The 13,378-nt window shown below is 64.8% G+C and carries 11 protein-coding genes; 9 read left to right on the forward strand and 2 right to left on the reverse strand.

Features of this window, described 5'->3' with window-relative positions; genetic code table 11:
* Positions 1-105: 105 nt before the first annotated feature.
* From B5F40_RS09500 to B5F40_RS09510, 3 genes are all read left to right on the forward strand, one after another.
* Positions 106-1,350 (forward strand): CoA transferase, encoded by a 1,245-nt coding sequence (locus B5F40_RS09500; protein ID WP_087194099.1) that lies wholly within the window; start codon positions 106-108, stop codon positions 1,348-1,350.
* A gap of 156 nt (positions 1,351-1,506) precedes the next feature.
* Positions 1,507-2,766: an MFS transporter gene (locus B5F40_RS09505; RefSeq protein ID WP_087194100.1), complete on the forward strand. Its 1,260-nt coding sequence runs from the start codon at positions 1,507-1,509 to the stop codon at positions 2,764-2,766.
* A 136-nt stretch (positions 2,767-2,902) separates the two neighbouring features.
* A complete protein-coding gene (locus B5F40_RS09510; RefSeq protein WP_087194101.1) occupies positions 2,903-4,144 on the forward strand; it encodes a CaiB/BaiF CoA transferase family protein in 1,242 nt (413 codons plus the stop codon).
* A gap of 36 nt (positions 4,145-4,180) precedes the next feature.
* On the opposite strand, the gene B5F40_RS09515 is transcribed toward B5F40_RS09510, so the two are convergent.
* Together B5F40_RS09515 and B5F40_RS09520 are read right to left on the reverse strand one after the other, a co-directional pair.
* The gene (locus B5F40_RS09515) at positions 4,181-4,531 is read right to left on the reverse strand and encodes a hypothetical protein (RefSeq protein WP_087194102.1); all 351 of its coding nucleotides are present in this window, start codon (positions 4,529-4,531) and stop codon (positions 4,181-4,183) included.
* Positions 4,531-4,749: a hypothetical protein gene (locus tag B5F40_RS09520; protein WP_087194103.1), complete on the reverse strand. Its 219-nt coding sequence runs from the start codon at positions 4,747-4,749 to the stop codon at positions 4,531-4,533. The genes B5F40_RS09515 and B5F40_RS09520 overlap by 1 nt, the downstream gene beginning before the upstream one ends.
* A 111-nt stretch (positions 4,750-4,860) precedes the next feature.
* On the opposite strand from B5F40_RS09520, the gene B5F40_RS09525 reads away from it, so the two are divergent.
* The 6 genes from B5F40_RS09525 to B5F40_RS09550 are packed head-to-tail and all read left to right on the forward strand — an operon-like array spanning position 4,861 to position 13,377.
* Positions 4,861-6,129, forward strand: coding sequence for an MFS transporter (locus B5F40_RS09525; RefSeq protein ID WP_087194104.1), 1,269 nt, complete (start codon positions 4,861-4,863; stop codon positions 6,127-6,129).
* A 34-nt stretch (positions 6,130-6,163) separates the two neighbouring features.
* Complete coding sequence (locus B5F40_RS09530; protein WP_087194105.1) at positions 6,164-7,456, forward strand: FAD-dependent oxidoreductase; 1,293 nt, start codon at positions 6,164-6,166, stop codon at positions 7,454-7,456.
* Positions 7,453-7,740: a 4Fe-4S dicluster domain-containing protein gene (locus B5F40_RS09535; RefSeq protein WP_239442986.1), complete on the forward strand. Its 288-nt coding sequence runs from the start codon at positions 7,453-7,455 to the stop codon at positions 7,738-7,740. The genes B5F40_RS09530 and B5F40_RS09535 overlap by 4 nt, the downstream gene beginning before the upstream one ends.
* A 25-nt stretch (positions 7,741-7,765) precedes the next feature.
* The gene (locus B5F40_RS09540; protein ID WP_087194106.1) at positions 7,766-9,862 is read left to right on the forward strand and encodes an oxidoreductase; all 2,097 of its coding nucleotides are present in this window, start codon (positions 7,766-7,768) and stop codon (positions 9,860-9,862) included.
* Positions 9,863-9,881: 19 nt separating this feature from the next.
* Complete coding sequence (locus B5F40_RS09545) at positions 9,882-10,703, forward strand: enoyl-CoA hydratase/isomerase family protein (RefSeq protein ID WP_087194107.1); 822 nt, start codon at positions 9,882-9,884, stop codon at positions 10,701-10,703.
* 25 nt (positions 10,704-10,728) lie between these two features.
* Positions 10,729-13,377 (forward strand): AMP-binding protein, encoded by a 2,649-nt coding sequence (locus B5F40_RS09550; RefSeq protein ID WP_087194108.1) that lies wholly within the window; start codon positions 10,729-10,731, stop codon positions 13,375-13,377.
* The last annotated feature ends 1 nt before the right edge of the window (position 13,378 follow it).

Here is a 13,378-nt window from a genome sequence, read left to right on the forward strand (position 1 = left end):
AGGCTGGCACGGTAGTTGCTAAAGGGGAGGGCGAGGACGTTGTCGTTTCGCGGAAGGAGCGGGCGACGCGCGACACAAGGGATCAAGATGCGAGGAGGTAGGCATATGAAGTCATCGGACCGTCCCAAGTTCGGCAATTTGCAGAACTTGAAGGTGCTCAACGCCGGCGCTGTCATCGCTGCGCCGTTCGTGTGCGAGCTGTTCGCCGAGCAGGGCGCGGACGTCATCGAGTTGGAGAGTACGGTCGCTCCCGACATGTATCGCATGTACGGCGACGCCTGGTCGGTGGATCGCCGCAACCAGCGCATGATGACGCTCAACATTCCCTCGCCCGAGGGCAAGGAGATCCTGCTGCGGATGGTGAAGTGGGCCGACGTGCTGGTCGAGTCGTCGAAGGGCGGCACCTGGGAGAAGTGGGGGCTCACCGACGAGGTGCTGTGGGAGGCGAATCCGGCGCTCGTCATCCTGCATATCTCCGGCTTCGGCAACTGGGGGGATCCCTCCTACGTGAGCCGCGCGTCGTTCGACCCCATCGGTCAGGCGTTCTCGGGCTACTCGAACCTCAACGGCTTCCCGGACAGCCCGCCCAGCGTGACGAAGCCCTTCACAGGCGACTTCATGACGGGCCTCATGGGCGCGTGGGCCACGCTGGCCGCCGTCATCCGCGCGCGCGAGACGGGCGAGGGCGAGTCCATCGACTGCTGCCAGTTCGAGGCGCTCGTTCGCTTGCAGGGCGCCACGCTGTCCGACGGCATCAACCATGGCATCCAGCCGCCGCGTCTGGGCAACGAGGACTTGGTGGGCGCCTGCGCCGGCGCGCAGAAGTGCAAGGACGGCTACTGCCAGGTGGCCGTGGGCGGCGCCGGCCCGGTGAAGAAGCTGGTCGAGTTCTTCGGGTTCGCCGACGATCCCGACTTCCAGCCGCTCGGCACCTACCCGTCGATCACGCGCAAACCCGGCTGCAAGAGCCTCGACGAGCCGCTGCCCGACCGCGCCGCGAAGTTCCGCGCCGCTCTGGACAGCTGGTGCGAGGAGCATACGGTTTCCGAGGTCAACGAAATATTCGGCCAGATGGGCGTGGCGGTGAGCCCTCACATGACCTACGAGATGATGCTTTCCGACCCACACTACCAGGCGCGCGAGGTGTTTATCGACTGCTACGACGAAATCACGCAGAAGACGATCAAGCAGGTGAACATGATTCCCCGCTTCAAGAAGCATCCGGGGCAGATCGTGCGCGGCGGGGCGAAGTACGATGCCGACACCAAGGACATCATGGAGGAGTTCGGCTATTCGGAGGAGGAGGTCGATCTTTTGTACGAGAAGGGGGTGTTGCGCGAAGGCGAGTAGCGTGCAGGGCGCCGGGGTCGGCTTCGGAGCGCCCGCTTCGGGGTCGTCTCCCTGTCGTCGAGGGCAAGGCAGGGAATCTTCGGGCATCTTCACGATGGCATGCATTTTGCTCATCGTGAAGACGTTGGGGATTCTGCGTTCGATGAAGGAGGCACTATGACAAACACTCAGGCGAAAGGAAGCACGTACGCGATCGCGACGGCGATCGCCTGCATCGCGTTCTACGCCGTTCCCGTGGGTTTGGTCGGAAACCAGGCCGGGCTGTTCACCACGCCGGTGATGGAGCAGTTCGGATGGTCTCAGACGGAGGCCACGCTGTACATGTCCATTCAGCCATGGGTGGCGGCTCTGTTCACACCGCTTGCGGGCAAGGTTTTGAGCAGGTGCAATCCCCGCTGGGTGCTCACCCTTAGCTCGCTTGCGTTCGGCCTGTCGTCTTTGGCGTGCGCGTGGTTCACCGAACCGTGGATGTGGCACTGCTACGGTGTGATCTACGGCATCAGCGCCGCGTTCTTCATGTACATCGCGGTTCCCACCATGGTGAACCGTTGGTTCGTGAAGCACAACGGGTTCGTGATCGGCTTCTGTGGCGCGTTCATCTCCATTTTGGCCGCCATCATGAGCCCGGTCATCCAAACGTGGATATCCTCGATGGGCTGGCAGCAGGCGCGCATCATCATCAGCGTCGCCTGCACCGTGATCTCCGTCGTGCTGACGGCCGCCCTGTTGCGCCCCAGCCCGGAATCCATGGGTTTGAAGCCGTTCGGCTACGACCCGAATGCGTCCGAGTCTGCCGTTGCCGATCCCAGCAAGAAGACCGGTTGCACGCCCGCCGAGGCGCGCAAGAACCCCGCGCTGTACATGCTGATGGTCGTCGCCGGGTTCTTCGTGATCTCGGCGTCGTTCGTGCAGCAGTTGTCCCGCTACTGCTCAACGATGCCCGAACTGGGCGCCGCGGTAGGCGCCATGGCCGTGTCCATCGCTATGGTGGGCGGCATCGTCGGCAAGTTCGGCCTGGGTTGGATGTGCGACCGCTTCGGCTCGCGTATCGCGGGAGTCACGGCGGGCGCGCTTGGCGCTATCGGCGTTCTGATCTGCTTTTTCGCTGGAGGCAACGCTATGTTGTTCTATGTGGGCGTCGCGCTGTTCGGCGTGGGGTACTCGGCGTTGTCCACCGTTCCTCCCATGCTGTGCAGCGACGCGTTCGGCCAGAAGAGCTTCACCGACATCTATTCGATGGTGGCTACGGCATTGAACGTGTTCTCCGGTTTTGCGGCGCTCATCTACGCGCAGATCTTCGATATCACCGGAAGCTACAACGGCGCGTTCTGGATGATCATCGTGTTCTATGTGCTCATCGTGGTCATGAGCTTGTTCATCGTGCCGATGGGCCGTCGCTCCTGGGCGAAGAAATAGGCCTGTCCGTCTGTTCGCGCGTTGCGGGCCGCCTTCGGGCGGTCCGTTCTCTTTTGCGCGCGATGTGCCAGGTTGGCATCGATTTTGCAAGTGGTCCATCCATCGTAGGACGGCATCGCCGCAAAGGAGGAACCGTATGAAAGCTCAAGATTGCCCGAAGTTCGGCCCGTTGCAAGGGGTGAAGGTGGTGAACCTCGCCATGGCCATCGCGGGTCCGTTCGCCTGCAGCCTGCTGGCCGACCTGGGTGCGGAGGTCATCGGCGTGGAAAGCCCGCGCGGCCGCGACACCTCGCGTCCCACGAGCCAGGCGCTGCAAGGCTGGGGCACGCAGATGGAGCGGCGCAACACGCGCTCGCTGTGCATGAACGTGAAGGACGGCGCCGGGCGCGAATGGTTCTTCGAACTGCTCAAGCAGGCCGATATCCTCGTCGACGGCTTCCGCGGGGGTCAGATGGCGAAGTGGGGCATGTCGGACGAAGCGCTGTGGGAGATCAACCCGAAGCTGACCATCGCGCATATCTCGGGCTTCGGCCAGACGGGCGACCCGGCGTACGTATCGCGCGCCTCGTTCGACGGCATCGGGCAAGCCTACGGGTGCTTCATGGAGATGAACGGCTATCCCGACCGGTTGCCGGTGCTCGCGTTTCCCCAGGTGTCGGACTATTATGCGGGCTTCATGGCCAGCATCGGCGCGCTGGCCGGCTACATCAACGCGCAGCGCACGGGCAAGGGCGACAGCGTGGACGTGGCCCAGTACGAGGCCATGCTGCGCTGCGAGGGCTTCTACGCGCTGAACTACCTGAACACGGGCGCGCTGCCCGTGCGCGAGGGGTCGCACAGCACGTCGAGCGCCGGCTACGGCACCTACATCTGCAAGGACGGCGTGCCAATTTATACGCTCATCCTCGGCCCCGGCGTGGTGCGCGCGGCGCTGCCCGTGTTCGGCCTGGAGTACGGCGGCGAGCTGTTCCCCGAGGGCGCGTCCGTTATCCCGTTCGGCAGCGAGGCGGGCATCGTGCTGGAAGAGGCCATGGAGGCGTTCTTCAAGCAGCACACCGCCGAGGAGGCCGAGCGCATCATGCTGGACGCGGGCGTGCCGTGCAGCCGCATCTACACGTTCGAGATGGCAGAGCGCGATCCCCACTACATCGCGCGTGAGAGCTTCACGCAGTGGCAGAGCTCGTACGATGACGGCGTGGTGCGCGGGGTGAACGTGGTGCCGCGGATGAAGAACAATCCTGGGCAGATCTGGCGCGGCATGCCGCTCGTGGGCGCCGACAACGAGGACATCTTGGAGGAGCTGGGCGCCACGCCCGACGACATCGCCGCACTGTACGGCGACCAGCTGCTCAAGAAGGAGAACGGCCCCTTCGGGTAAGCGCGACGGGGGCGCGATGGCGGTCGCGCCCCCCGTTCAGGAAGCGAAGGCCCCGTCATTCTGGTTGCGCGGTCTGAACCGCGACAAAGGGTCGCGACCCTGGTCTTCGATGTAGTAGACGTACACCTCTTCGCGCTCGTCGGATACTTCGTAATAGATGCCGTAGTGCCCGGCGTAGGCGACCATCACAGGCTCCTCGGGTTTCGCTGCTTCGTACAGGGGATCGTAGGTGCGGCCAATACCGGGAACCGTGTCGAGGATGCAGAGAACCCTGTCGATCCTCGTCCGGTCGGTCCTCGAAGCGATGTTCGTCATCGCTTCGAGGACGATGGGGGAGACGATCACCTCGTAGGTTGTCGGGTTATCTTCCTCTCGCGGCTCGTCCATCAAAGACCCATCTTCTCGCGCACTTCGCGATAGGGCCTGCCGAGCACTTGCCGGATCTCGTCGCGGCCCTGCTTGATACCTTCCAACGTGCGCATTTCGCGCTTGTAGGCCAAATCGCGCAGCTCCATGGCCTCGTCGAACGCTTGGGCGTCCATGACAACGAGGTCCACCCCGCCGTTGCGCGTGATGTAGATAGGCTGGCGCGTCTTGCGGCACAAAGGGAATGCGGCAGGGCCTGTCCTTCACCTCGCCTCCATCCAACTTGGCACGGTATTTGCTTCGTGTCTCTCATCGTAGTTTTCAGGGGTTCGAGACAAGGAGATGAGGACATGGGCACTGCTCGAACCAAAGGAACTGTGTGGGCGTGGCTCGTCGTGATCGGCTGCATCGGCTTCTACTCCATCCCGACGGGCGTCATCGGCAACACGTCGGGCATTTTCGTGGCTCCGGTGATGGATCAGTTCGGATGGACCCAAACCGACACCACCATGTATCGCACCATCCAGCCGCTCGTCGCGGCGGTGTGCGCGCCTATCGCCGGCAAGCTGATGGAGAGGTACAACCCGCGCTGGATCCTCGCGGCGGTGTCGGCGACGTTCGGCTTGGCGTCGTGGGCGAGCGCCTGGGCCACTGAACTGTGGCAGTGGAACCTCTACGGCGTGGTGTTCGGCGTGACTTCGGCGTTCTTCATGTATCTGGCGGCGCCCGTGCTCATCAACGCGTGGTTCAAAAAGGGCGCGGGCATGGCCGTCAGCATCACGGCGGCGGTGCTGTCCATCTTGGCAGCTGTTGCAAGCCCCATCGGGCAGGAGTTGATCAATCAGTTCGGATGGCAGACGGCCCGCGTCGCGCTCTCCCTCTTCACCACGGTGCTGTCGGTGGCGCTGACGGTGGCGTTCGTGCGCAAGAGCCCGTCGGCGATGGGCCTCATGCCGTTCGGCGCGAACGAGATGGACGCGTCCGACAGCAAGCTCGCTGCAGCCTCCGAGGCCGACGAGGGCGCCACGGTGGCCCAGGCCATCAAGTCGCCCGGCCTCTACCTGCTCATCCTCGTGGCGTGCATCTTCGTCATGTGCGCTGCGTTCTTCCAGCAGATTCCCGCGTTCTGCTCGCACGGAGCGCTCGGCGCGAGCGCGGGCGCTATGGCCGTGTCCATCATCATGGTGGGCGGCGTGGTGTTCAAGCTGGTGCTGGGCGCGCTCAACGACAAAATCGGCGTCAAGTGCACGGGCATCATCGCCGCGTCGTGCGGAGCCATCGGCATCCTGCTCGCTTACATCGCCGGCGAGAACGTGGCCCTGTTCTACGCGGGTATGGTCGTGTTCGGCGGCGGCTACGCGGGCCTTACGGTCATCGCCCCCATGCTGGCGCGCGCGGCCTTCGGCTCGCTCAACTACTCGCAGATCTACTCCTGGGTGTCCACGGGCATCTTCATCGCCACCGCCATCTCGTTTTTGGTGTACGGCACGATATACGACACGACGGGCTCGTTCGACCTGTGCTTCATCCTGGTCATCGCTTTGTACGTGCTGGCCGTCGTCTTGGTTCCCATCACGCTTGCGCTGTCCCGGAAGTCGTGGAAGCGCAGCGGTCGGTAAATCGCGCAATCGAGAGAAAGAGGAGAACTACCCGGTGGACGAAGAAGTATTCGATGTTGTGATCGTCGGCGGCGGCCTGGCCGGCTGCGCGGCGGCGTACGCGTTGGCGAAGGCCGGCGTGGAGGTGGTCGTGGTGGAGCGCGGGGCGTTCAGCGGCTCCAAGAACATGACGGGCGGCCGTCTGTACGGCCACAGCCTTGAAAAGCTCATGCCGGGCTTTGCGGCGTCTGCTCCGGTGGAGCGGCTGATCACGCGAGAGCGCCTGTCGTTTCTCACCAACGACAGCGCCACCACGATGGACTTCGCGAGCACGTCCCTAGGCGCGCCGGCGTGCGCTTCGTACGCGGTGCTGCGCGCTCCGTTCGACCAGTGGCTGGCCGAGCAGGCGGAGAACGAGGGGGCGATGTTCGTCAATGAGATTCGCGTGGACGACCTTATCGTGCGCGACGGACGCGTGTGCGGCGTGCGTGCGGGCGAGGACGACATGGAGGCGAAGGTGGTGCTTTTGGCCGATGGCGCAGTGTCGCTTTTGGGCCAGAAGCTGGGCATGGTGTCGCCGCTCGACCCGCACGCCATGGCGGTGTCGGCCAAAGAGGTCATCCAGCTAGACGAGAAGACCGTGTCGGATCGGTTCGGCTGCGCGCCGGGCGAGGGCTGCGCCTGGCTGTTCGACGGGTCGTGCACCGACGGGCATATCGGCGGCGGTTTTCTGTACACGAACCGCGACAGCATCTCGCTCGGCGTGGTCACCACCATCGGCGACATCGACCACAGCGACACTTCGGTGCCCGAGATGCTCAAGCGCTTGGAGCGCCATCCCGTGGTGGCTCCGCTCATCGAAGGCGGCACCCTGCGCGAGTACACGGGCCGCATGATCCTCGAGGGAGGCATCGCCGCCGTTCCCGAGCTTGTGCGCGACGGCGTGCTCATCGCGGGCGACGCCGCGGGCTTCGGGCTGAACACCGGCTACTGCGTGCGCGGCATGGACTTCGCCATCGAGTCGGGGCGCTTGGCTGCCGAGGCCATCCTCAAGGCGCGCGAAGCCGACGACTACCGCGCCGCCAGTCTGGGCGTGTACCGCACGCTGCTCGATGAGAGCTTCGTGATGCGGGATCTGAAGTTCTATCGCGGCTTCCCCTCCTTCATGGAACAGACGAGGCGCATGTTCGCCGAGTATCCCGTCATGTTGGAGGACCTGATGCTGGGCATGTTCCGCGTGGACGGCGCGCCGCCGAAGAAGCTGACGAAGAAGGCCCTGGCAGCAGCGAAAGGCGTGGGCCTCATGACGCTGGCGAAGGATGCGCGAAAGGGGTTGAAGGCGCTGTGATCGAGCAGATGACGGTTGAGGAGAAGCTTGCCGCGGACAAGTTCCACGTGGACGAGGAGTGCGCCCATATCGAAGTGGACAAGGCGGCCAGCAAAAAAGACATCGAACGGTTGGCGAAGCTGTGTCCGGCCGGCCTGTACGTGATCGACGAGCAGGGGAGCTTGAGCTTCGACTACGCCGGATGCCTGGAGTGCGGCACGTGCCTCGTGGCCGCCAAGGGCACGGTGGTCACGTCGTGGAACTATCCGCGCGGCGGCATGGGCGTGGAGTTTCGCCTGGGCTAGGAACACCGAGAGAGGATTTGAGGCTATGAGCACGCAGTACCCCATCTTGGGATCGCCGTTGCGGGTGAACGGCGTCACCTTGAAGAACCGCATGATCACCACGTCCATGTCGCCGGGCGCGGGCTACGTGACGAAGGACAACCGCCCCACGCAGCGTTTGGCGAACTACCTGGAGGAGCGCGCCGAAGGGCAGACGGCCCTCATCATCCAAACCGTCTGCCCGTGGAAGCGCAACGAGGTCGACCCCGGCCACATCCACGAGCTGCCCAGCTGCTACGACGAAAGCTGCATTCCCGATTTGCAGCGCTATATGATCGAGCCGGTGCACAAGCATGGCGGCCTCATCTGCGCGCAGCCGTACTACGTGCATGACTGGAAGCCCGACGCTGAAACACCGGAAGGCCCCTACGGCCCCTCCGACATCGCCATCCTCAAGTTCATGGGCGGCTTCCGCGCCATGACGCTCGAGCAGATCGAGGCGTTCAAGCGGCAGTTCTTCAACGTGGCGCGCGTGTGCAAGGCGGCCGGGTTCGACGCCATCGAGGTCATGGCCGGCGTGGGCGGCATCCTGAGCCGCTTCATGGCGCGCGCCACCAACAACCGCACCGACGAATACGGCGGCAGCCTGGAGAACCGCGTGAAGCTGACGCTCGAGGTGATCCGCGGGGTGCGCGAAGCGGTGGGGCCGGAGTTCCCCATCGTGGTGCGCTGGTCGCCCGTCGACTTCATCAAGAGCCCTGCGGGCCCGGGCCTGTCCATGGAAGAGGCGCTGCGCATCGCGCCGATGCTGGAAGAGGCGGGATGCGACCTGCACGATCTGGCCGTGGGATGGCACGAGACGAGTGAGCCGCTCACCACGAAGGTCATCGAGGACGGTCACTGGGCGTTCATCTCGCAGCAGATCAAGACCGTGGCGAAGAAGCCGGTGGCTCAGGGGTATCGCAACACCGACCCGCGCGTGATGGAGCGGAACCTGCAGGACGGCAAGATGGACGTGGTGGCCGGGCTGCGCTACAGCATCGCCGACCCGGCGCTGCCCCGCAAGGTGATGGAGGACCGCACTCGCGACATGCGCCTGTGCATCGTGTGCTGCCGCTGCCTGGACGACGTGGTGAGCCAGGGCAAACCGCTCGACTATTGCGGCGTGAACCCGCGTTTGGGCGAGGAGCTCGACCACGAGGCCTTCCCGAAAGCGGCGAAGCGCAAGAGGGTGATGGTGGTGGGTTCGGGGCCGGCTGGCATCAACGCGGCGCTGACGGCGGCGCAGCGCGGCCATGCCGTGGACCTGTACGAGGAGGGTCCGCGCCTCGGCGGATGCGTGAAGATGAGCAGCATATTCAGCCCCTATCACGAACGCTACCTGGATTACCTCCTCGCGCAGGTGAAGCAGCATCCCGAGATCACCGTGCACCTCAAGACGAAGGTCACGCCCGAGACGGTGCGGCAGGTCAAGCCCGACGCGGCCATCGTCGCGGTGGGCGGCAAGCCCGTGGGGCTGGACGTGCCGGGCGCCGACGGCAAGAACGTCGTGTCGTCGCACGATTTCCTCGAGATGATCAACGGCCATAAGCCTGCGGGGAAGAAAGGCGCGCTCAACAGCTTCATGTGGGGCGCGGGGTCGATGTTCCTCAAGCATTACTACACGCCGTCGTTCGCGCGCACGATGACCGAGAAATCGCCGTGGCCGATCGGGCGCAGCGTCGCCATCATCGGCGGCGGCCTGCCGGGCTGCGAGTTCGGCCACCTGTGCATGGAGACGGGCCGCACCACGACAATCGTCGAGGAGCGCAAGAAGGTGGGCTTCGACGTGGGCGGTTCGGACCGTTTCGGGCTGATCAGCGGATTCAAAAAGGCCGAGAACGTCGAGCTGTACCCGCTCACGCGCGTTGCGGCCATCACCGAGGAGGGCGTGAAGGCCGTGCAGACCACGCCGGAGGGCGACAGGGAACTGTTCATCCCCGCCAAGACCGTGGCCGTCACGCTGGGCCTTGCCGAGAACCACGATCTGGGCGAGGCGTTGAAGCCGCTCGTGAAAGAGGTGTACCTCGTGGGCGACTGCGAGACGCCGGGGCGCATCGCCGACGCGACCAAGATGGGCTATCGCGCGGCGTGCGCGCTGTAAGAGAAGGGGAGGAAATGCGATGGCAGATCAGCCTGTCGTTTTGAGCGAAGGCGGCGAGTTCGCCGAGGTCGAAGGGCCTTCGGCGCGCGACGTGGTGTACGCCGAGCGGCTCGAAGGCGGCATCGAGGTGGTGTTCCTCAACCAGCCGCAGAAGAAAAACGCCCTGTCGGCACCGATGATGGACAAGCTGAACGCCCTGTTGTCTCGGGCTGACGAAGACCCTGCGGTGCGCGTGGTGGTGCTGCGGGGCGCGGGCGAGAACTTCTCGAGCGGTGGAGACTTGAGCCAAGGTCCCGCAGCCGTACCCGGGCCGGAGGGCGCTCGCCTCACGCTGCGACGCTACCTGGGCGTGGTGCGCACGGTGCGCTCGATGGCCAAGCCGGTGATCGCCATGGTGGACGGGTACGCCGTGGGGGGCGCGTTCGCGCTGGCGCTCGCGTCCGACCTTGTGTGCGCCTCCGACCGTGCGCTGTTCGTGCCTGCGTTCTGCCAGATAGGCATCATGCCCGAGATGGGCATGTGCAAGTTCTTGCCGGAGTTGGTGGGCGCCCAGCGCGCCAAGGAGCTGCTGTTCTTCGGTGGGAAGGTATCTGCGCAGCGCCTGTGCGACTGGGGCCTCGTGAACCGCGTGTTCCCGGCGGCGGCGCTCGAGGAGGAGACGCTTTCGTTCGCGCGCGAGCTGGCCGCGATGCCCGACGCGTCCATCCAGATCACGAAGGGCCTCGTGAACGCGCTTGCCGACGGCAACTTGGAGGCGTGTCTGCAAGCGGAATCGACGGCATCGCCGTTTTGCACCACAACAGGGGCTTACGCTGCCGCCATGGAGCGGTTCGCCCGTTAGCGCCGAGGTTGCGAAGGGGGTTTGCATGGGATACGGCAACGTTGCCGAGCCGTTTCTGGAAAGCGTGCGCGCGCATCCCGACAAGGTCGCGGTGATCTTCGACGGCGACGAGATAACCTACGGCGAGCTGAACGCCCGCGTCAACCAGATCGCGCACCTGCTTGCGGACGACGCGGGCGTGCAGCCCGGCGACCGCGTGGCATATTTGCTGCCGAACTGCCCCGAGATTTTGGAGGTGTATTACGCCGTCCAGAAGATCGGGGCCGTGGCCGTTCCGCTGAACTACAAGCTCATTTCGCGCGAGATCGGCTATCTTGTGGATGCGAGCGGAGCGGGAACGCTCCTGTTCGCATCGCAGTTCGCCGCGTCCGTGGCCGAGGCGTCGCGCTCGTTTTCGGACAAGGTGACGCTTGTCAGCGTGGATGCGGGGCGAAGGGCGCAGTGCGACGTCGCCGCTTGCTTCGACGCGCCCCTCGTCTCTCTTGATCGAGCGTGCGCATGCAAAAGCGCCGACGAGCCTTTGTTGTTCCGCGACCAAGACGCTCTGTCGCGCATCCAGTACACAGGCGGCTCCACCGGCGTGCCGAAAGGGGCCGCGCGCACGCATGCCGCCGACCTTGTGGAGCTCGATGCCATCATGGACTCCAACGGCATCGGCGATGAGCCAGATGCCGTCGTGCTCATCCAGTGTCCGCTCGAGCATCACGGCGGACACAGCTGGTTCTCGCTCGTCTTGGCGGTTGGCGCGACGCTCGTTATCTGCGAGGCGTTCAACGCGGAGCGGATACTGCATTGCATCGACCGCTATCGCGTGACGCATATGATCCTGCTGCCGCCCACCACGTATTTGCGCCTGCTGCGCTGTCCCACTATCGACCGGTACGATTTGAGCTCGGTGCGCCTCGTGCAGAGCGCGGCGGGCGCCGCCACGAAGCCTATTATCCAGGCCATCTACGACAAGTTCCCCAACGCGGTGCTGAACTACGGCTGGGGCCAGTCGGAAAGCGGCGCGGGCACCAGCATGAAGATCACCCGGGAGATGCTGGCGGCCGACTCGCCGCTGCTGGAAAGCGTGGGCAAGCCGATGAAGCACGTCGAGATGAAGGTGGTGGACGAGAAGGGCAACGAGGTGCCCGACGGCCAGGTGGGCGAGGCGCTGTTCCGCTCGGCCTCGGCGATGCAAGGCTACTTCGGCCAGCCCGACCTGACCGAGGGGGCGTTCGCGCCCGGCGGATGGCTGCGCACGGGCGACCTCATGATGCGCGACGAGCAGGGCTACTACTACGTGCGCTCGCGCAAGAAGGACATGATCAAGTCCGGCGGTGAGAACGTGTTCGTGGCCGAGGTGGAAAACGTGCTGCGCGCGCATCCCGCCATCGACGACTGCCTCGTGTTCGGCACGGACGACCCGGTGATGGGGGAGGCCGTGGCGGCGGTTATCCAGCCGCTGCCGGGGTCGAACCTCACGGCTGCCGAGGTGCAGTCGCACTGCAAGCGCTTCATCGCCAGCTACAAGAAACCGCGCTACGTCGTGTTCATGGACGATCTTGGCCGCGACGACGCGGGCAAGGTGCGCAAGGCGGACGTCGTCGCGTACTTCGATGCGCGCAAGGAGCAGGCCGCGCCCCGTCACCATGAGAAGATCTGCGACGATCCGCCCATTTACCTCATACAGGTGCCCTATTCCGGTGGCACGCCCATCGGGTACACGAACGCCTACCTCGTTGCATGCGGCGAGCGCAACCTGTTGGTGGACACCGGCGTGAGCCATGAGGCGTCGTACGAGGTTCTGCGGTCGGCGTTGGAGGATTTGCAGGTGGAACGGGCGCGCACCGACGTGTTCCTCACCCATTTCCACATCGATCACCTTGGTTTGGCGGCGGCGATCGCGCGTAGGGACGCGTGCGTGTACCTGAGCGCGCGCGACGAGGAGCTGTTCCGTCGCCGGGGCGCGCGCTCGTATCGCGGCACGGTGAAGGCGCGCCTCGCGTGCGAGGGCTTCCCTCCGGACGAGCTGGACGAGCTTGAGCGCACCGATGCCAGCCTCATCCCGCGTGTGGAATGGCCCATGCCCGAGAGCTTCGTGAACCTGGCCGACGGGGACGAGGTGCGCTACGGCCCCTACCGGATGCGGGCCGTGGACACGCCGGGCCACACGCCGGGGCATCAATGCCTGTACCTGCCCGACCAGAGAATCATGTTCTACGGCGATCACGTGCTCATGAACAGTTCGCCCAACATGGCGCCGTTTCCCGACGAAGCGGATTCCCTGGGTGATTACCTACGCAGCTTGGACAAGGTGGCGCGGCTTCCGGTGACGTTCGCCTGCATGGGCCATGGGCTCGTCGATGCGCGACGGCAAGCCGAAGACATGCCCGCGCGCATCGCGTGGCTGCGCGAGCATCATCGACAGCGGCTCGACGAGATTCTCGCGCGAATCGCAGAGCGCCCCGGCATGACTGGCACGGAACTTGCTCAGTCCATCACGTGGAACATTCCGCATGGCGCTTGGGAGGAGATCCCCATCATCCAGCGGTGGATCATCGTGTGCGAAACGCTGGCCCACCTCGATCACCTCAGGGGCGAAGGACGGGTGCGCAGGGAGCGCACGGGGGATACGTACCGGTATTTCATGGGACAAGGCATACGGAGAATCGAAGGAAAGGAACGGTAGG

Origin of the sequence: Gordonibacter sp. An230 (genome assembly GCF_002159915.1) — a bacterium.
Lineage (GTDB): Bacteria > Actinomycetota > Coriobacteriia > Coriobacteriales > Eggerthellaceae > Rubneribacter.

What these genes read in the sequence shown, in the direction of transcription:
- B5F40_RS09500 (WP_087194099.1), top strand. Translation starts at nt 106, where the DNA reads ATGAAGTCATCGGACCGTCCCAAGTTCGGCAATTTGCAGAACTTGAAG.
- B5F40_RS09505 (WP_087194100.1), top strand. Translation starts at nt 1,507, where the DNA reads ATGACAAACACTCAGGCGAAAGGAAGCACGTACGCGATCGCGACGGCG.
- B5F40_RS09510 (WP_087194101.1), top strand. Translation starts at nt 2,903, where the DNA reads ATGAAAGCTCAAGATTGCCCGAAGTTCGGCCCGTTGCAAGGGGTGAAG.
- B5F40_RS09515 (WP_087194102.1), bottom strand. Translation starts at nt 4,531, where the DNA reads ATGGACGAGCCGCGAGAGGAAGATAACCCGACAACCTACGAGGTGATC.
- B5F40_RS09525 (WP_087194104.1), top strand. Translation starts at nt 4,861, where the DNA reads ATGGGCACTGCTCGAACCAAAGGAACTGTGTGGGCGTGGCTCGTCGTG.
- B5F40_RS09540 (WP_087194106.1), top strand. Translation starts at nt 7,766, where the DNA reads ATGAGCACGCAGTACCCCATCTTGGGATCGCCGTTGCGGGTGAACGGC.
- B5F40_RS09545 (WP_087194107.1), top strand. Translation starts at nt 9,882, where the DNA reads ATGGCAGATCAGCCTGTCGTTTTGAGCGAAGGCGGCGAGTTCGCCGAG.
- B5F40_RS09550 (WP_087194108.1), top strand. Translation starts at nt 10,729, where the DNA reads ATGGGATACGGCAACGTTGCCGAGCCGTTTCTGGAAAGCGTGCGCGCG.